The sequence below is a fragment of the Streptomyces sp. NPDC087859 genome, from assembly GCF_044742595.1.
In the GTDB taxonomy this organism is placed as follows: Bacteria; Actinomycetota; Actinomycetes; order Streptomycetales; family Streptomycetaceae; genus Streptomyces; species Streptomyces canus_F.
The window spans coordinates 1-17574 of sequence record NZ_JBIUUU010000026.1; the positions used below are offsets into that span (position 1 = coordinate 1).

Below are 17574 nucleotides of genomic sequence, written 5' to 3' on the forward strand. Positions count from 1 at the left end.
CCCGAACAGACACGTCATCACTCACGACAGCCACACTGCCAGACCCACCAGACACCGACCCGACCACCTTGACCAAAGACATAGGGGCACCCCCCAGGGGTCGCCCGGCCCTCTCCCGCGAGTGCGGCAAGACGCGGCGGAACGGGAGCGCTCCCAATCCTTGGGGGCAGAACAACCCTCTGTGACCACACCCCTGGTGAAGTCGTGTGCTCGATCCCCTCCGGCCGGTAAGATCGGTGATCTCTTGGGGGAGGTGGCATGGGCAGACGGCGTCCGGAGGCACCGACGCTGGAGGAGGTGGCTGCCCACGCGCGGGTGGGGCGGGGCACGGTCTCCCGCGTCATCAACAACGCCGCGGGCGTGAAGGAGTCGACACGTCGGGCCGTACAGCGGGCCATCGACGAACTGGGATACGTGCCCAATCTCGCGGCCCGTTCCCTGGCCGGGCGGCGAGCCGACGCCGTCGCCCTGGTCATGACGGAGCCGGACTGGCGCCAGTTCGCGGAGCCCTTCTTCTCCGAGATCGTCACCTCGCTCGGGGACGCCCTGACGGACACCGGAATACAGCTGCTGCTGACCCTGGTCCGCTCGGACGCCGAGCGCCGGCGCTTCCTCGAGTACGCGCGCGGCGGCCGGGTCGACGGCGTCCTGCTGATGTCCGTGCACGCCGGCGATCCGCTGCCGGACATGCTCGCCGACGCCCGGCTGCCCACCGTGCTGCTGGGACGCCGCTCCGGTGACGAGTACGTCAGTTACGTCGACGTGGACAACGTCGGCGGAGCCCGCAGCGCCGTCTCCCACCTGCTGCGGCGGGGGCGCAGGGTCATCGCCACCATCACCGGGCCGCTCGATCTGCACGCCGCCCAGTGCCGACTGCGCGGCTACGAAGAGGCCCTGGTGATGGCAGGCCTGAAGGTCGAGAAGACCCGTGCCGCCGAAAGCGACTTCACCGCGGAGAGCGGACGCCGTGCCATGACCGAGCTCATCGAACGGCATCCGGACATCGACGGCGTCCTCGCCGCGTCGGACACCACGGCGGCGGGAGCACTGGAGGCCCTGCGCGCGGCCGGACGCCGGGTGCCCGAGGACGTCGCCGTGATCGGCTTCGACGACTTTCCGCTGGCACAGCGGACGGAACCACGACTGACCACGGTTCGCCAGCCCATCGATGAGATCGGGCGGGCCATGATCCGTCTGCTCCTGGAGGAGATGGAGGAGGGCGCCGTGGCCTGGCGTCACGTCATCCTCCGTACCGAGCTGGTGGTCCGCGAGTCGACCTGATCATCGCCCGCACACGCCATGGGCGCGCTCCCGGAACCGGCGCGCCGTGTCTCGCGAGACCTGCCTGACCTGCATCTCCCAAATCGGTTCAACGCGTTCCTGTCGACAGCCTTGTCATGGACCTGAACCCTCCCTACAGTCCTGCCCGAACCCAGGATTGGGAGCGCTCCCATTCACAAGGTCGTGCGCTTCCCCGTTCCCCCCGCCCCCTGAAGAGGATCCGCATGCGTCCATCACCGCACCATGCCCGCCGCGCGCGTGGCCTGCTCGGCGCGCTGCTCACCTCGCTCGTCTCGCTCGCCGCGCTTCTGACCACCGCCCCGGTCGCGCAGGCCGACACCACGATCTGCCAACCCTTCGGCACGACGACCATCCAGGGCCGCTACGTAGTGCAGAACAACCGCTGGGGCACCAGCGCCACACAGTGCATCACCGCAACCGACTCGGGGTTCAGGATCACCCAGGCCGACGGATCCGTCCCCACGAACGGTGCTCCGAAGTCCTACCCGTCCGTCTACAACGGCTGCCACTACACCAACTGTTCGCCCGGCACCAACCTTCCCGCTCAGCTCAGCACCATCTCCAGCGCGCCCAGCAGCATCTCCTACGGCTTCGTCAACGACGCGACGTACAACGCCTCGTACGACATCTGGCTCGACCCCACGCCCCGCACCGACGGCGTGAACCGGACCGAGATCATGATCTGGTTCAACAAGGTCGGCTCCATCCAGCCCATCGGCTCCCCGGTCGGCAACGCCAACGTGGGCGGGCGCGACTGGCAGGTGTGGTCCGGCAACAACGGCGGGAACGACGTGCTGTCGTTCGTCGCTCCGTCGGCGATCAGCAGCTGGAGCTTCGACGTCATGGACTTCGCCCGGCAGGCCGTCTCCCGCGGACTCGCCCAGAACAACTGGTACCTGACGAGTGTCCAGGCGGGCTTCGAGCCCTGGCAGAACGGCGCGGGCCTCGCCGTGAACTCGTTCTCCTCCACCGTCAACAAGGGCGGCTCCTCCGGTGACCCGGGCACCCCCGGAGGCTCCACGGCCTGCAAGGTGGCGTACGCGGCGAGCGCCTGGCAGGGCGGTTTCACCGCCGACGTCACCATCACCAACACCGGCACCTCCGCCGTCAGCGGCTGGAGGCTCGCGTTCACCCTCCCCTCCGGGCAGCAGATCACCAATGCCTGGAACGCGAACCTCTCCGGGTCCTCAGGAGCGGTCACAGCGACCAACGTGTCGCACAACGGCCAGCTGACGGCCGGCGGCCAGGCGACCTTCGGGTTCCAGGGCACCTCCAGCGGCACCTTCACCAAGCCCTCCGGCTTCAGCCTGAACGGCACCGCCTGCACCACCGCGTGACCCACGTTCCCCCTCCGGGGCCCGCCGGCTTCCCCCATGCCGAACGGCGGGTCCCGGGGGTCATACAGAGCTCCCCCCTTGGTACCACTCCCGCGGGTGACCATGCGTCGTCAGCCGGGGGTTTCGTGTCAACCGCAGTATTCGGGCCCGGCCTTCCGTCACCTCGCGCGGTCCCCGCAGCTTCGACCCGGCCGCCTCGCGTTCTCTGCGGCCGTCTCACCGACTCTGGTTGGGGTATCCAGTCCGGTCGGTCGGCCTGACACACCGGCACCGGGTCAGTGCCGGGCGAACTGGACTCCCGTCGACTGCACGACGTCCGGCCGCAAGGCGATGCCGTTGATGGTCAGTTGTTCTCCGTAGATGTCGGTGAGCCGGATCGCCTTGCCGCATCCGCTGCCGTTGGGAGAGAGGAAGTAGTTGTAGTCGGTGCGGGTCAGTTCGCGCCAGCCGCCGCCGGTGCTGACCTCCAGCCGGGCGATCGGGTTGCGGTGCCCGATGGCCTGGACACCGCACCAGTAGGGGCTGGATCCGTTCTTGTAGCGGATCGAGATCGTCCCCGCCGAGCTGGGGCTCACCAGGCTCCAGGTGATGGCGATCCGGCCGGTCGAGACAGGGGCCAGCTTGGCGAAAGCCTGTTCGCTGAGGTCGAGTTGCCCCGGCGCACAGGGCAGCGGGCATTCGTTGGTGATCCGGACCGTGACGGAGGCACCGTTCGCCGCGCGAACGAGTATGTGTGCCCCGCAGGCCTTGGACGTCTCGTAGTCGGTGGTGTTCATCGCCGCGATCATCATGTCGCTGCTCGGCCCGTACGAGCAGGCGCCGTCCCCGACCCCGGCCTTGTAGACGGTGGCGACGCCGGGGTAGGTGACTTTGCCGCGGATCCGCCCGGCCAAGGACGACGTGCCAGGGGCCTTCTGCGGGGAAGCCGGTGACGGCGTCGCCGACGGGGACGCGGAGGCCTTCGGCTTCTTGGACTTCGACTTCTTGACCTTGGGCGAGGCGGACGCCGCGGACGGGGACGGCGTGGCGGACTTCGTCGCCGGCGACGAGGGCAGGCCGCTCTCCTCAGAGTTGGCGACGGCCGTGGCCGCGGCCCGCGCGGCATCCCCCTTGCGGTCCGGCTGCATCACGATGGCCAGGCAGACAAGGAGACCTGCGACGACCAACCCCGTGGTCGTACCCACCATCAGCCGGCGTCTGTGTCTGCGCTGCCGCGCGGCCTGGCGTGTTTCTTGCATGTCCATCCGTTCGAAGAGCGTGTCGCTTGCACTGCTCAGTGGTCACAGGCGCCGGAAAGGTTGCCGGATTTTTCGATCGGTTTTCGATCGCGTCGGCTACGCGTCCTCCACCACGACGATGTCGAGAGTCCTGGGGCCGTGCACGCCCTCGACACGGTCCAGTTCGATGTCGCTGGTGGCCGAGGGGCCGGAGATCAGCGTCAGCGAGCGGTAGGGGTCGAGCAGCCGCAGTGCCTCGGGTACGTCGGGAGCGATCTGGTCCGCCCGGACCACACAGATGTGCTGGTCCGGAAGCAGGGTCAGGACCCGCCGCCCCTGACCCGGACCGTGGTCGAGGGTCACGGTGCCGGTGACCGCGATGGCGGTGGCGACGGTGGTGACCACGGCGTCCGCGGCATCGAGTTGTCCGACCGTCAGCGGCGGGACGTCCGTCAGCAGGGACCAGGGCCCCTCCGGAACCAGGTCCTCGGGGAGCCCGGGCGGCACCACCAGGGAGCGTGCTCCGGTGCGGGCCAGGGCGCGACCGACGGCCGCCGCGACATCGGCCGGCAGAACACGGACCACCGTGGCGCGGTACTCGGCGGAACGCTCGGCGAACAGCCCGACGACGTCCGGTCCCGCGTGGTCGGTGCGGTGACCGGGTGAAAGGGGTACGTCGTCAGGGCGCTCCGAACCTGGAACGCCGGACAGCGCTCCTCGTATCGCGCTCAGGACGCTCTCGCGGCCGTTCGTCATCGTCCCTTCCCTTCCGCCGTCGTACGGCTGTCCTCGCTGCTGGGTGGTCGGGTACGGCGCCACCAGGCGCGCAGGGACTCTCGGGCCGGCGCCGGGGTGTCCCGGGTGCCGGACCAACGGGCGAACGGCCCGGGCAGGGCACCGACCCTGCCGTCGCGGGCCACCAGTCGGGCTCCCAGTGCGGCCAGGTGCTGCACGACGGCCAGCCGCCGCGGTGAGCCCAGAACCACACCAGCGGCCTTCATGGCGAGCGCCTCGGACGTGGGGAACAGCCGGTCCCGGCGCTTGGCCTCCACGGCCTCGGCGCGCAGATGGACCAGCACCTCGGGAATGTTGATCTTCACGGGGCAGGCGTCGTAGCAAGCTCCGCACAGGGTCGAGGCGAACGGCAGCGAGGCCGCGTTCTCGATGCCGACGAGCTGCGGGGTCAGGACGGCTCCGATGGGCCCTGGGTAGACCGAACCGTAGGCATGGCCCCCCGTCCGCTCGTACACCGGGCAGACGTTGAGGCACGCCGAGCAGCGGATGCAGGCGAGGGCCTGGCGGCCCACCTCGTCGGCGAGGGTGGCGGTGCGGCCGTTGTCGAGCAGCACCAGATGGAAGTTCCGCGGTCCGTCGCCTTCGGTGACCCCGGTCCACAGCGAGGTGTACGGGTTCATCCGCTCGCCGGTCGACGAGCGGGGCAGGAGCTGGAGGAACACGTCGAGGTCGGCGAAGGTCGGCAGGACCTTCTCGATGCCCATGACGGTGATCAGGGTCTCCGGCAGGGTCAGGCACATCCGCCCGTTGCCCTCCGACTCCACGACCACCACCGTGCCGGTGTCGGCGGCCGCGAAGTTGGCGCCGGAGACGGCGACCTTGGCCCGCAGGAACTTCTCCCGCAGGTGGAGCCGGGCCGCCTCGGCGAGGTCGCGGGGGTCGTCGGTGAGGTTCTCCGGGGCGGGCCTGCCCCACTCCCCCATCTCCCGGCGGAAGATCTCCCGGATCTCGGAGCGGCCACGGTGGATGGCCGGCACGAGGATGTGCGAGGGGCGGTCGTCGCCCAGCTGCACGATGAGTTCCGCGAGATCGGTCTCGTAGGCACGGATGCCCGCGTCCGCGAGCGCCTCGTTGAGGCCGATCTCCTGGGTCGCCATCGACTTGACCTTGACGACCTCGTCCTCGCCGGTCGCCTGCACCAGGGCGGTCACGATGCGGTTGGCCTCGGCCGCGTCGGCCGCCCAGTGAACCACTCCCCCCGCGGCGGTCACCGCCTTCTCCAGGCGCAGAAGGTGGTGGTCGAGGTGGCGGAGGGTGTGACGCTTGATCGTCGCGGCTGTCTCCCGCAGTTCCTCCCAGTCCTCCAGTTCGGCGGCGACCGCCAGCCTCTTGTCCCGGATGGTGCCGGTCGCGCGGCGCAGGTTGGCCCGCAGCCGGGTGTCGGCGAGCGCGGTGCGCGCCGCCTCGGGGAAGGCCGGGGTGTCCAGCCATACGACGTTGTCGGCACCGCTCACCGTACGTCCCCTTCCGTGGCGGCCAGGATCTCGGCCAGGTGTATCGTGCCGACGCCGGTACGGAGCCGGGACAGGCCGCCGCCGATGTGGGTCAGGCAGGAGTTGTCGCCCGCGGACAAGAACTCGGCGCCGGTGTCCAGGACATGGCGCATCTTGTCGGCCAGCATCGCGTTGGACACGTCCGCGTTCTTCAGCGCGAAAGTGCCGCCGAAGCCGCAGCAGGACTCGGCGGCGGGCAGTTCCACCAGGTCGATGCCCTTCACCGCGCGCAGCAGTTGGAGCGGCCGGTCGCCGACCCGCAGCATGCGCAAGGAGTGGCAGGTCGGGTGGTAGGTGACGCGGTGCGGGAAGTACGCGCCGACATCGGTGACACCGAGGACGTCGACGAGGAGTTCCGACAGCTCGTACACCGTCGGCACCACCTGTTCGACCGCCTCGGCGAGAGTGTCGTCGCCGTACTGGGCGGCCACCACACGGTGGTGGTCGCGCACCATGCCCGCACAGGACCCGGAGGGGGCCACGACGGCGTCGTAGCCCGCGAAGACCTCGGCGAAACGGCGCACCATGGGCAGCGTCTCGGGGCGGTAGCCGGTGTTGAAGTGCATCTGGCCGCAGCATGTCTGGCCCTGCGGGAACTCCACGGTGTGGCCGAGGCGTTCCAGCAGCTCGGTCACCGCGCGACCGGTGCGAGGGAACATCGTGTCGTTGAAGCAGGTGATGAAGAGGGCTATGCGCATGGGGTTTCCTGGTGCGGGGCCGGCGGTGCGGGGACGGACAGGTCGTAGGTCCGCACGGCCGTGCGGGTGAAGACGTCGTGGCGCTCGGCCGACCCGAGCCCGGCCGTCAACTCGCGTGCGGCGGCAATCACTTCGGCGTAGGTGGCGGTGTGCCGGCAGACGGGCCGGTCACAGGTGCCACACCACCGGCAGCGAGGCGTCCCCGCCCCGCGCGGAGTAGTCGTGGACGACGTCGAGCAGGTCGGCCATCCGGGCCTGCCAGGCGATGTTGACGGGCAGCCGGTCGAGTTCGGCGATCATCGCCTGGTAGTCCTCGACCTCCAGCACATGGAACAGGTCCGTGCCGCTGCGCCAGATCGTCCATTCGCTCGCCCCCGCGGCGTGGATGGCGGCGGTCAGTTCTTCGGGCACCTCCTGGTGCGCGGCCTCGTACTCCTCGATGCGGTCGGCGCGGACCTTGGTGTGCAGGGCGACCTTCATGACGGCTCCTTCGACGGCATGGCTTGCTCGGTCGGGGTGGCCGCGGGGACGGGGATGCCCGGGTCCAGCAGGCCCTCGGCGCGCAGTTCGTCCCACAGCGCGTCCGGGATCGGGCGGGTCAGCTGTTCCACCGTGTCGTGCACCTCGTGCGGGGAGCGCGCGCCGGTCAGGACGCTCGCGACCGCGGGATGACCGAACGGAAAGCGCAGCGCGGCGGCGCGCAGCGGCACGCCGTGGCGTTCGCAGACCGCCAGCAGCCGCAGCGCGCGGTCGAGCACCGGCTGCGGTGCGGGTGCGTAGTCGTACGTGGCGCCGGACCGGGGGGTCGTCAGGAGACCGGAGTTGAACACCCCTCCGATGACCACGCTCCGGCCGCGGGCTGCCGCTTGCGGAAGCAGTTCGGTGAGCCCGTCCTGTTCCAGAAGGGTGTAGCGGCCGGCCAGCAGCACCACGTCGATGTCGGTATCCCGGACAAACCGGGCGGGCAGCGCGGACTGGTTCATGCCGATGCCGATCGCTCCGATCACTCCTTCGGCGCGCAGCCGCTCCAGCGCCGGATACGCCTCGCGCAGCGCCTGCTCGGCGTGGTCGTCCGGGTCGTGCAGCAGGGCCACGTCGACGTGGTCGACTCCGAGGCGTTCCAGGCTGGCCTCCAGGGAGCACAGCACTCCATCGGCGCTGAAGTCCCAGACCCGGTGGTGGGTGGCCGGGACGGCGAAGCCGTGGGCGAGGTCGTCGCCGGCGCCGCCGTCCGGGTGCGGCACGAGGAGCCGGCCCACCTTGGTGGAGAGGGTGTAGGTGTCGCGAGGGCGGTCGCGCAGGGCGGCGCCGAGCCGTCGTTCCGACCGACCGAGACCGTAGTGGGGCGCGGTGTCGAAGGTGCGGATGCCGGCGTCCCAGGCCGCGTCCACCGTGGCGTGGGCGGTCTCGTCGGTGACCGGGTGGAAGAGGTTGCCGAGGGCGGCACAGCCCAGCGCCAGTTCCGAGACCGGTACGGCGCTGCCGCCCAACCTGGTGGTTCTCACGACCGGTCCACCGGGCGCAGCCGCAGTCCCTGCATTCCGCCGTCCACCGCGAGCGCGGTGCCGGTGACGGACGCCGCTGCCGGACTCGCCAAGTAGACGATGGCGGCGGCGACTTCGTCCGCGGTCACCAGACGGCCCATCGGCTGGCGGGCGTTGAGGGCTGCGCGCTCGGTCTCCGGGTCGTCGGCGGCGTCCAGCAGCCGGGACACCCAGGGGGTGTCGGCGGTGCCGGGATTGACGCAGTTGACGCGGACGCCCTCACGGACGTGGTCGGCGGCCATCGCCAGCGTGAGCGAGAGCACGGCACCCTTGCTGGCGGAGTAGAGCGCGCGCTGCGGCAGTCCCGCGGTGGCCGCGATGGAGCAGGTGTTGACGACGGACGCAGTGCCCGGACGGGCAGTGGCAGCGCGACGCAGGTGGGGCAGGGCGGCGCGGGTGGTGCGGACGATGCCGAGGACATTGACGTCCAGGACGCGATGCCACTGCTCGTCGTCGTTGTCCTCGACGGTGCCGGCTGCCCCGATGCCCGCGTTGTTGACGAGGATGTCGATGCCGCCGAGCCGTGTCGCCGCCTCGTCCACGGCGGCGCGCACGGAGACGTCGTCGCCGACGTCGGCCTTGAAGCCGAGCAGCGGTTCGCCGGCGCCGTCCGGATCGAGGTCGAGGACGGCCACCGCCGCACCCTGCGCCGCCAGTGCGCGGGCCGTGGCGAGCCCGATGCCGGACGCGCCCCCGGTGACGACGGCCCTGAGTCCGGTCAGACCGGTCATGACGCCTCCTCCTGAGCGGCACGGTCGGCGACCCAGAACGTGCCGTCCGGGTAGCGGTACTCGGCGATGGACTCCTGCCGCATGGTGGCCGAGAAGCCCGGGGTGAGCGGCGCGGTGTAGTGGCCGTCGCGGATGACCACGGGCGCGGTGAAGTGCTGGTGGAGGTGGTCGACGTACTCGATCACACGGTTCTCGGTGGTGCCGGACAGCGTGAGGTAGTCGAACATCGACAGGTGCTGCACCAGCTCGCACAGGCCGACGCCACCCGCGTGCGGGCAGACGGGCACGCCGAACTTGGCGGCTAGCAGCAGGATCGCGAGGTTCTCGTTGACCCCGCCGACGCGGGCCGCGTCGATCTGGAGGACATCGACGGCGCCGGCCTGGAGGAGCTGCTTGAAGACGATGCGGTTCTGCACGTGCTCGCCGGTGGCGACCTTCACGGGGGCGACCGCCTGCCGTACGGAGGCGTGTCCGAGGATGTCGTCGGGGCTGGTGGGCTCCTCGATCCAGTACGGGTCGAACTCGGCGAGCGCCTTGGTCCACTCGATCGCCTCGTCCACGTTCCATCGCTGGTTGGCGTCGATGGCGATGCGGATGTCGTCGCCGACGGCGGCGCGGGCGGTGCGCAGGCGCCGGATGTCGTCTTCGACGTCGGCGCCGACCTTGAGCTTGATCTGGGTGAAGCCGTCGGCGACGGCCTGCTTGGCCAGCCGGGTGAGCTTGTCGTCGGAGTAGCCGAGCCAGCCCGGTGAGGTGGTGTAGCCCGGGTAGCCGCGCTCCAGCAGCACCGCCTCACGGTCGGCAAGTCCCGTCCGGCCCTCGCGCAGGAGGGTGAGGGCGTCCTGGGGCGTGAGGGCGTCGGCGATGTAACGGAAGTCGACCTGGGAGACCAGCCACTCCGGGGCGGCGTGCGCGAGCAGCTGCCACAGCGGCTTGCCCTCCCGCTTGGCGGCCAGGTCCCACACGGCGTTGACCACGGCGCCGATCGCCATGTGCATCACGCCCTTCTCGGGACCGAGCCAGCGCAGCTGACTGTCACCGATCAGGTCGCGGCTGAGTGAGCCGGGGTCGGCACACAGCTCCTCGACGGAACGGCCCATGAGATGGGGCCGCAGTGCGTCGATCGCGGCGACCTGGACGTCGTTGCCGCGTCCGATGGTGAAAGTGAAGCCGTGGCCTTCGTGTCCGTCGCCGGCGTCGGTGCTCAGCACCACATAGGCGGCGGAGTAGTCGGGATCCGGGTTCATCGCGTCGGAGCCGTCCAGTTCCCGGGATGTGGGGAAACGGACGTCGTAGGTGTCGACGGCGATGATCCGTGCGGGTGTTGCAGTCAAGATCGTGCTGCCTTTCACGCTTGGGCGAAGGTCTGGCGCTGGCTGCCGAGGCCGTCGACGGAGAGCTCGACGATGTCGCCGGGGCGCAGGTAGGGAGTGCCGGGAAGACCCAGGGCCACGCCCGCGGGCGTACCGGTGTTGATCACGTCACCGGGTTCCAGGACCATGTACTGGCTCAGGTACGACACGATGTGGTGGACCGCGAAGATCATGTCGCTGGTGTGGCCGTCCTGCCGCTTCACGCCGTTGACGCTCAGATGCAGCCCGAGACTCTGCGGGTCGCCGACCTCGTCGGCGGTGACCAGCCAGGGGCCGAGCGGGTTGAAGGTCTCGCAGGACTTGCCCAGGTCCCACTGCGACGAGTACTCCAGCTGGAACTCGCGCTCCGAGACGTCGTGGCTGATCGCGTACCCGGCGATGACGTCACGTGCGGCCTGAGGTCCTTCGAGGTAGCGGACCCGCTGTCCGATGACGACCGCCAGCTCGACCTCCCAGTCGGTCTTGACCGAGCCGCGGGGGATCAGTACCTCGTCGTACGGACCGACGACCGTGCTCGGGTCCTTCATGAACACCACCGGGCGCGCCGGGATCGCCGCGCCGGTCTCGGCGGCGTGGTCGCGGTAGTTCAGCCCGACGCAGATCACCTTGCCGGGGCGGGTGACGGGGGCGCCCACCCGCAGGCCGTCCCGATCGAGCTCGGGCAGTTCTGCCGCCGTGACGGCCGCACGGGCCCGGTCGACTCCGCCGGAGGCGAGGAAGACGCCGTCGATGTCCGGGGTCACGGAGGACAGGTCCAGCAGCCGGCCGTCTTCGGTGCGGACGGCGGGTCGCTCCTGACCGGGGGCGCCGACTCGTAGCAGTTTCACTGGGGAGCTCCCTTGTCATGCGGGATTCGTCTGGGGGGTGGTCGGCCGTAGAGCCGGGGACGCCTGCCGTGCGGTGAGCCGGACCGTTCCGGGGGTCTCACTCATCTGCGTCGACAGTCATCGGATGTATGGCGGCACGGTGACCTTAGATGCGGAGATCCGCACCTGACAAGGATTCCTCGGATGTATTTCCTCGGCGGCGCCTACCAAGCACCCATCAAGGCGGGTTCTCCATGGTCACGCTTGGCCTACGAAGCCGACCCACTCCTCACCATCCGATGAATCCACAGTCGATCCACAGGGGTGACTTCCCCTGATCAGAGGGCGCCGGCCAGCCTGGCCACTAGCCGACTCGGGCAGATTCCTCCCCTCGAGACGGCCTCTCCCACCGGCCAGCCGCCCCCCGTTTCCGAATTGTGAGCTGACACAGCGCGGCGCCCGCTCCCTAAGACGACCGCGAATATGCAGGTAGGAGGTCTTCCGGCGCGACACCCCAGGAGCGGGACGACACCTCGCCACCCCGCGGAGCGGAGTCCCGCAAATCTCTGGCGGCGAACTCTTGTCAATGTCGGCAACGCCGTCGTAACGTCCTCGACGTCCGGGATACATCGGAGGAATGGTCCGCATCGCCCAGTGCGCCTGTTCGGCTCGCATCCGTGCGCCGCTTCGCCTCCGCCTCCTCGGCCCCCTGACCGACCCTCACTTCCGACCCAATCGGGCATGATCCGCGCATTTCCGCTCCGGTTCGACACCCGCCCGTCCGGCGACCTCGCCCGTCCCCCGCAGGCAGGTACATCCCCTCCCAACCTCGCCCTGCGGGCCCCGCGCCCCTGGCTAAGGAGAGAACACGGCCATGAAGCTCGCTCGCACCCGCTCCACCGCTGCAGCCGCCACCGCCGTCCTCGCGGTACTGGCCCTCGCCACCGCGTGCAACCGCGAGGGCACCGATTCGGTCGCCTCGGACGGCGGCAAGCCCGCCATCGGCATCGACCTGCCGCGCTCCGACTCCGACTTCTGGAACTCCTACGCGCAGTACATCGACAAGGACATCAAGGCCGACGGCATCAAGGCCCTGCCGATCAGCAACTCCCAGAACGACGTCACCAAGCTGGTCGCCAACGTGCAGGTGTTCCAGAACACCGGCGCCAAGGCCGTCGTCATGGCCCCACAGGACACCGGCGCCATCGCCTCCACCCTCGACACCCTCGCGTCGAAGAAGATCCCCGTGGTCAGCGTCGACACCAGACCCGACAAGGGCGATGTCTACATGGTGGTCCGCGCCGACAACCGGGCCTACGGCACCAAGGCCTGCGAGTTCCTCGGCAAGCAACTGGGCGGCAAGGGCAAGGTCGCCGAGTTCCAGGGCGCGCTGGACTCGATCAACGGACGCGACCGCTCCGAGGCCTTCGCGGAGTGCATGAAGACGAAGTTCCCGAAGATCAAGGTGTTCGAGCTGCCCACCGACTGGAAGGGCGACGTGGCCTCCGCGAAGCTGCAGAGCCTGCTCGCCCAGCACCCGGACCTGAACGGCATCTACATGCAGGCCGGCGGCGTCTTCCTGCAGCCGACCCTGGCCCTGCTGGAGCAGAAGGGCCTGCTCAAGCCCGCCGGGGAGAAGGGCCACATCAGCATCGTCTCCAACGACGGCATCCCGCAGGAGTTCGACGCCATCCGCAAGGGCCAGATCGACGCCACCATCTCCCAGCCCGCCGACCTCTACGCCAAGTACGCGCTGTACTACGCCAAGGCCGCAGCCGAGGGCAAGACCTTCCAGCCGGGCAAGACCGACCACGACTCCACCATCATCAAGCTGGCCAACGGCCTGGAGGACCAGCTGCCCGCGCCCCTGGTCACCAAGGACAACGTCGACGACAAGTCGCTGTGGGGCAACAACGTCGGCTGACGACCGACAGCCCCCTCCCGCCGCGTCGGGGAACGGACATCACCGACCCCGACGCCCCCTCACCCCACCCCGAGTGCACACCCGCGCCCCTCGGCCCCAGCCTCCGTACACGAAGGACGGTATCCACCATGGCGGACACCGCGACCGCCCCGGCGACCGGCCCCGGCACCCCGGCCCCGGTGGCCGAGGCGACCGGCATCAGCAAACGATTCGGCGCGACCGTCGCCTTGCGCGACGCTCGCATCACCGTCGCCCCGGGCGAGTCGCACGCCCTGGTCGGACGCAACGGCGCCGGCAAGTCGACACTCGTGTCCATCCTCACCGGCCTCCAGCAGCCCGACACCGGAACCCTGCGTTTCTCCGGCGAGCCGGCGCCCGCCTTCGGCGACATCGACGCCTGGCGCTCCCGGGTCGCCTGCGTCTACCAGCGTTCCACCGTCATCGGGGACCTGACCGTCGCCGAGAACCTCTTCCTGAACCGGCAGAGCGCCGGGGCCGTGCAGCCCATCCGCTGGAAGCAACTGCGTCGACGTGCCGAGGAGTTGCTCGGCGAGTACGGCGTGGCCGTCGACCCCACCGCGCGGGCCAAGGAACTCACCGTCGAACAGCGGCAGTTCGTCGAGATCGCGCGCGCCCTGTCCTTCGGCGCGCGCTTCATCATCCTCGACGAGCCGACCGCCAAACTCGACGCCCGCGGCATCGACCGGCTGTTCGGCAAACTCCACGACCTCCAGTGTCAGGGTGTCGCCTTCCTCTTCATCTCCCACCACCTGCAAGAGGTCTACGACCTCTGCACCACGGTCACGGTCTACCGCGACGCGGGCCACATCCTCACCGCGCCCGTCGCCGAACTCGGCCACCAGGCACTGGTGGAGGCCATGACCGGAGAGTCCCACTCCGCGGTCACCGCCACCGCCGGCGAGCGTCCCGTCTCGCGGTTCGACTCCGCCGAACTGTTGACGATCGAGCGCCTGACACTGCCCGGCGTCTGTGAGGACGTCTCCCTCTCGGTTCGCTCGGGCGAGGTCATCGGGCTCGCCGGCGCCACGGCCAGCGGCAATGTGCAGGTGGGTGAGGCCGTCGCCGGTCTGCACCGCGCCAAGGACGGACGGATCACCGTCGGCGACAAGGCCGTACGCACCGGCAGCGTGCCGTCCGCGCTCGCCGCCGGAGTCGGCCTGGTCCCCGAGGACCGCCACCTCCAGGGACTGGTGAACAACCGCAGCGTGGCGGAGAACGCGACACTGACCGTCACCGCCCAGCTCGGCCCGTTCGGCACGGTGCTGCCCGCCCGCACCAAAGCGTTCGCCGGGCGCATGATCCGGGACCTCGACATCAAGACCCCCGGAGCCGCCACCCCGGTCTCCGCCCTCTCCGGCGGCAACCAGCAGAAGGTCGTCGTCGCCCGCGCCCTGGCCACCGACCCTCACGTACTGGTCGCCATCCGCCCCACCAACGGCGTGGACGTCAAGTCCAAGGAGTTCCTCCTGGGCCGCATCCGGCAGGTCGCGGACGACGGCAAGGCCGCGCTGATCGTCTCCGACGAACTCGACGACCTCAAGGTCTGCGACCGGGTCGTCGTCATGTTCCACGGACGTGTGGTCGCCGAGTTCGACCACGGCTGGAAGGACGAGGACCTCGTCGCCGCCATCGAGGGGGTCTCCGGCGACACGACCCCCGCCACCACGTTCCCCGTATCCGCCTCATCCGGCGCAGACGAGCACGGAAGGTAGTCATGTCCGCCACCACAGATCTCACCGAGCCCGCAGTGAGCACGGCTGAGCCGACCCCCGCGCACACCAAGCACCGCCGGATCGAACTCGGACGCTTCCGTGAACTGTCCCTTGTCCCGGCGATCCTCGTCCTGGGCCTGATCGGGTTCATCGTCTCGCCGGCCTTCCTCACCGCCGACAACCTCATCGGCGTGCTCCAGCAGTCCACCGAGCTCAGCCTGCTCGTCCTCGCCACGACCTTCATCCTGATCGCCGGGCGGATGGACCTGTCCCTGGAGTCCACCATCGGCGTGGCCCCCGTCATCGCCGTGTGGCTCGTCCTGCCGAGCAGCGGCGGCCGGTTCAACGGACTCGGCCTCCTGCCCGAGTGGACGGCGGTCCCGCTCTGTCTGCTGGTCGGCGCGCTGATCGGCGCCGTCAACGGCTTCCTCATCCTCAAGCTGCGCCTCAACGGCTTCATCGTCACCCTCGGCGCCCTGACCATGCTCCGCGGTCTGCAAGTCGCCCTCTCCGAGGGCCAGTCCATCGTCGAACTGCCCGCCTCCTTCACCTACCTGGGCAAGGCATCCTGGCTGGGCGTGCCCGCCGCCGTCTGGGTGTGCGCGCTGCTCTTCGCCATCGGTGGCAGTGCGCTGGCCTGGCTCCGGCACGGCCGGGCGCTCTACGCGATCGGCGGCAACTCGGAGGCGGCCCGCACCGCGGGCATCCGCGTCGACCGCATCGTATGGATCGTCCTCATCCTCGGCAGCGTCCTCGCCGCGTTCGCCGGCATCCTCTACAGCGGCCACTACGGCTCCATCTCCGCCACCCAGGGCAGCGGCTGGATCTTCCAGGTCTTCGCCGCGACCGTCATCGGCGGCGTCAGCCTCAACGGCGGCAAGGGTTCCGTGTTCGGCGCGCTCACCGGTGTGCTGACCCTCCAACTGGTCGTGAACGTCATGACCTTGGCCGGCGTACCCCCGCTGTGGAACCAGTTCCTCAACGGCGCCATCATCATCGTCGCCCTGATCATCTCCCGCTTCGCTTCCGGCGAGAAGCAGGAATAGCCACGTACCGATGGGCGGCTCCGCGCCCGCCCCGGGCCCCACCCGGCGCAGCCGCCCACCGGCACATCCCCCACTCAGAGAGGCACCCCCGTGGCACTCACGGACGAGGCGATCGACAAGATCAAAGCGATGATCGTCGCCGGTGAGCTCGCGCCCGGCTCCCGGCTGCCCAAGGAAGAGGTCCTCGCAGGACAGCTCGGCCTGTCCCGGAACTCCCTGCGCGAAGCCGTCCGGGCGCTGACCGCCATGCGGATCCTGATCACCCGGCAGGGCGACGGCACGTACGTCTCCAGCCTCGAACCCCATCTGCTGCTGGAAAGCCTCTCCTTCGCCGCCGACGTGTCCCAGGGCCACACGGCTCTGCAACTGCTCCAGGTACGACGCCTGCTCGAACCGCAGGCGACAGGGCTGGCCGCCACACTGCTCAAGCCGAAGGACCTCCAGGAACTGCGCAGCATCCTCGACCGGTCCCGGACCGTCACCACCGTCGAGGAGTTCGTCGCCCACGACATCGCCTTCCACCTCCGGATCGTCGAAGCCGTCGGCAACCCCGTGCTGTCGATGCTGCTGCAAGTGCTCTCCACCCGCACCCAGCGCGTGCGCATCGTCCGCGGCAGCCAGGCCGGTCACGCCCTGAACAACGCCCACGCGGACCACGAGCAGATCCTCAGCGCGCTCGAGTCACGCGACGCACTCCTCGCCGTCTCCGCGGCGACCGTCCACATCACGGCCGTCGAGCAGTGGCTCGCCGGCAGTCTGGCCGACAACCCGATACGAGCGATCGCCGACTGACCCCGCTCCCCTCCGCACCCGCCGCCATCCGGTCTCCCCCTCCCACGCACCGACCGGGTGGCGGCGGGCCATGCCCATGGCCCGATGGGGAAGGCGCCGCCAGGTACGCGGTGGTCAGCCGACTCGCGCGGACTCCTTGGGCTCTCCCTCGGGGACTTTCTGAAGACGTGTGCCCTCGACGTCGAGGTCGGGCAGGACGCCGTCGATCACGGACCGGCGGGCCATGCCGGTGCGGACCCATTCCTCCCGCATCCCGGAGACCGGGAACACCTCGTAGTCCATCGCGATTCCGAAGAGCACTCCGATCAGGATGATCGGCAGGAAGCTGACGACGGGACCGGTGCGATCGAGGTGACCGACCACCACGGTGTCGCCACCATCGGCAGGACCTACGCCGAACGCAACCACACGCTCGGCCCCCTGAAGACCGACTCGGTCTGGACGGTCAGAGAGAGCGAGCCCTTCAGCGTCGCGTCGACACGGGCACGGGATTCGCCCCGCTCCAGAACGTGACCAACGTCTTCGAGTTCCCGCCGATGCAGAGCGGGGACGGCCGGGAGACGACGGAGATGATCTACCAGGTCGACTACACCATCGGGCTGGGACCGCCGGGGGACCTGCTCAACCGCATCCAGGAACCGGCGGACGCGGTCCGCGATGCGCACCTCCATGACCAACCTCGACAGGTTGCTCCGTTCGCTGAGCCCGGACTCGCGCTCACCTCAAGCTGCCCATGTCCGCGTCCCCGCCGGAGGCGAGCGTCCTGGCCAACTCGGCTGTACG

At 69.8% G+C, this 17574-nt stretch carries 16 protein-coding genes; 6 read left to right on the forward strand and 10 right to left on the reverse strand.

The genetic code is table 11. The annotated features are described in order from the left end of the window. Positions 1–258 precede the first annotated feature (258 nt). Entirely contained in the window at positions 259–1281 is a 1023-nt protein-coding gene (locus ACIOHP_RS43680) for a LacI family DNA-binding transcriptional regulator (protein ID WP_401896413.1), read from the forward strand. 224 nt (positions 1282–1505) lie between these two features. Then, positions 1506–2639, forward strand: a complete 1134-nt coding sequence (locus ACIOHP_RS43685; RefSeq protein ID WP_401896415.1) for a cellulose binding domain-containing protein — start codon at positions 1506–1508, stop codon at positions 2637–2639. Positions 2640–2914: 275 nt separating this feature from the next. Here ACIOHP_RS43685 and ACIOHP_RS43690 read toward each other — a convergent pair whose 3' ends face one another. The 9 genes from ACIOHP_RS43690 to ACIOHP_RS43730 all read right to left on the reverse strand — a co-directional run bounded on the left by ACIOHP_RS43690 (position 2915) and on the right by ACIOHP_RS43730 (position 11317). Beyond that, positions 2915–3877: an expansin EXLX1 family cellulose-binding protein gene (locus ACIOHP_RS43690; protein WP_401896417.1), complete on the reverse strand. Its 963-nt coding sequence runs from the start codon at positions 3875–3877 to the stop codon at positions 2915–2917. A 96-nt stretch (positions 3878–3973) separates the two neighbouring features. Beyond that, positions 3974–4612 (reverse strand): lactate utilization protein C, encoded by a 639-nt coding sequence (locus tag ACIOHP_RS43695; protein ID WP_401896419.1) that lies wholly within the window; start codon positions 4610–4612, stop codon positions 3974–3976. After that, the gene (locus ACIOHP_RS43700) at positions 4609–6105 is read right to left on the reverse strand and encodes a LutB/LldF family L-lactate oxidation iron-sulfur protein (RefSeq protein ID WP_361489878.1); all 1497 of its coding nucleotides are present in this window, start codon (positions 6103–6105) and stop codon (positions 4609–4611) included. Before ACIOHP_RS43700 ends, ACIOHP_RS43695 begins: the two co-directional genes overlap by 4 nt. Beyond that, positions 6102–6842: a (Fe-S)-binding protein gene (locus ACIOHP_RS43705; protein ID WP_361489875.1), complete on the reverse strand. Its 741-nt coding sequence runs from the start codon at positions 6840–6842 to the stop codon at positions 6102–6104. The genes ACIOHP_RS43700 and ACIOHP_RS43705 overlap by 4 nt, the downstream gene beginning before the upstream one ends. Before the next feature lie 168 nt (positions 6843–7010). Next, on the reverse strand, positions 7011–7322 hold the full coding sequence (locus ACIOHP_RS43710) for an L-rhamnose mutarotase (RefSeq protein ID WP_401896422.1): 312 nt from the start codon (positions 7320–7322) through the stop codon (positions 7011–7013). Further along, positions 7319–8347: an aldo/keto reductase gene (locus ACIOHP_RS43715; RefSeq protein ID WP_401896424.1), complete on the reverse strand. Its 1029-nt coding sequence runs from the start codon at positions 8345–8347 to the stop codon at positions 7319–7321. The genes ACIOHP_RS43710 and ACIOHP_RS43715 overlap by 4 nt, the downstream gene beginning before the upstream one ends. Continuing rightward, on the reverse strand, positions 8344–9117 hold the full coding sequence (locus tag ACIOHP_RS43720) for an SDR family NAD(P)-dependent oxidoreductase (protein ID WP_401896427.1): 774 nt from the start codon (positions 9115–9117) through the stop codon (positions 8344–8346). The genes ACIOHP_RS43715 and ACIOHP_RS43720 overlap by 4 nt, the downstream gene beginning before the upstream one ends. Then, positions 9114–10451, reverse strand: coding sequence for an L-fuconate dehydratase (locus ACIOHP_RS43725; RefSeq protein ID WP_401896428.1), 1338 nt, complete (start codon positions 10449–10451; stop codon positions 9114–9116). Before ACIOHP_RS43725 ends, ACIOHP_RS43720 begins: the two co-directional genes overlap by 4 nt. Before the next feature lie 14 nt (positions 10452–10465). Continuing rightward, the gene (locus tag ACIOHP_RS43730) at positions 10466–11317 is read right to left on the reverse strand and encodes a fumarylacetoacetate hydrolase family protein (RefSeq protein WP_401896430.1); all 852 of its coding nucleotides are present in this window, start codon (positions 11315–11317) and stop codon (positions 10466–10468) included. 853 nt (positions 11318–12170) lie between these two features. On the opposite strand from ACIOHP_RS43730, the gene ACIOHP_RS43735 reads away from it, so the two are divergent. The 4 genes from ACIOHP_RS43735 (at position 12171) to ACIOHP_RS43750 (ending at position 16791) form a co-directional block, all read left to right on the forward strand. Then, on the forward strand, positions 12171–13220 hold the full coding sequence (locus ACIOHP_RS43735; protein ID WP_401896431.1) for a sugar ABC transporter substrate-binding protein: 1050 nt from the start codon (positions 12171–12173) through the stop codon (positions 13218–13220). Positions 13221–13348: 128 nt separating this feature from the next. Continuing rightward, complete coding sequence (locus ACIOHP_RS43740) at positions 13349–14953, forward strand: sugar ABC transporter ATP-binding protein (protein WP_401896433.1); 1605 nt, start codon at positions 13349–13351, stop codon at positions 14951–14953. Positions 14954–14955: 2 nt separating this feature from the next. Continuing rightward, positions 14956–15999 (forward strand): ABC transporter permease, encoded by a 1044-nt coding sequence (locus ACIOHP_RS43745; protein WP_401896436.1) that lies wholly within the window; start codon positions 14956–14958, stop codon positions 15997–15999. 90 nt (positions 16000–16089) lie between these two features. Further along, positions 16090–16791: a FadR/GntR family transcriptional regulator gene (locus ACIOHP_RS43750; protein WP_401896437.1), complete on the forward strand. Its 702-nt coding sequence runs from the start codon at positions 16090–16092 to the stop codon at positions 16789–16791. Positions 16792–16905: 114 nt separating this feature from the next. Here ACIOHP_RS43750 and ACIOHP_RS43755 read toward each other — a convergent pair whose 3' ends face one another. Next, the gene (locus ACIOHP_RS43755) at positions 16906–17157 is read right to left on the reverse strand and encodes a hypothetical protein (protein ID WP_401896631.1); all 252 of its coding nucleotides are present in this window, start codon (positions 17155–17157) and stop codon (positions 16906–16908) included. Between the last annotated feature and the right edge of the window lie 417 nt (positions 17158–17574).

What these genes read in the sequence shown, in the direction of transcription:
- ACIOHP_RS43680 (WP_401896413.1), top strand. Translation starts at nt 259, where the DNA reads ATGGGCAGACGGCGTCCGGAGGCACCGACGCTGGAGGAGGTGGCTGCC.
- ACIOHP_RS43685 (WP_401896415.1), top strand. Translation starts at nt 1,506, where the DNA reads ATGCGTCCATCACCGCACCATGCCCGCCGCGCGCGTGGCCTGCTCGGC.
- ACIOHP_RS43690 (WP_401896417.1), bottom strand. Translation starts at nt 3,877, where the DNA reads ATGCAAGAAACACGCCAGGCCGCGCGGCAGCGCAGACACAGACGCCGG.
- ACIOHP_RS43695 (WP_401896419.1), bottom strand. Translation starts at nt 4,612, where the DNA reads ATGACGAACGGCCGCGAGAGCGTCCTGAGCGCGATACGAGGAGCGCTG.
- ACIOHP_RS43705 (WP_361489875.1), bottom strand. Translation starts at nt 6,842, where the DNA reads ATGCGCATAGCCCTCTTCATCACCTGCTTCAACGACACGATGTTCCCT.
- ACIOHP_RS43710 (WP_401896422.1), bottom strand. Translation starts at nt 7,322, where the DNA reads ATGAAGGTCGCCCTGCACACCAAGGTCCGCGCCGACCGCATCGAGGAG.
- ACIOHP_RS43720 (WP_401896427.1), bottom strand. Translation starts at nt 9,117, where the DNA reads ATGACCGGTCTGACCGGACTCAGGGCCGTCGTCACCGGGGGCGCGTCC.
- ACIOHP_RS43735 (WP_401896431.1), top strand. Translation starts at nt 12,171, where the DNA reads ATGAAGCTCGCTCGCACCCGCTCCACCGCTGCAGCCGCCACCGCCGTC.
- ACIOHP_RS43740 (WP_401896433.1), top strand. Translation starts at nt 13,349, where the DNA reads ATGGCGGACACCGCGACCGCCCCGGCGACCGGCCCCGGCACCCCGGCC.
- ACIOHP_RS43745 (WP_401896436.1), top strand. Translation starts at nt 14,956, where the DNA reads ATGTCCGCCACCACAGATCTCACCGAGCCCGCAGTGAGCACGGCTGAG.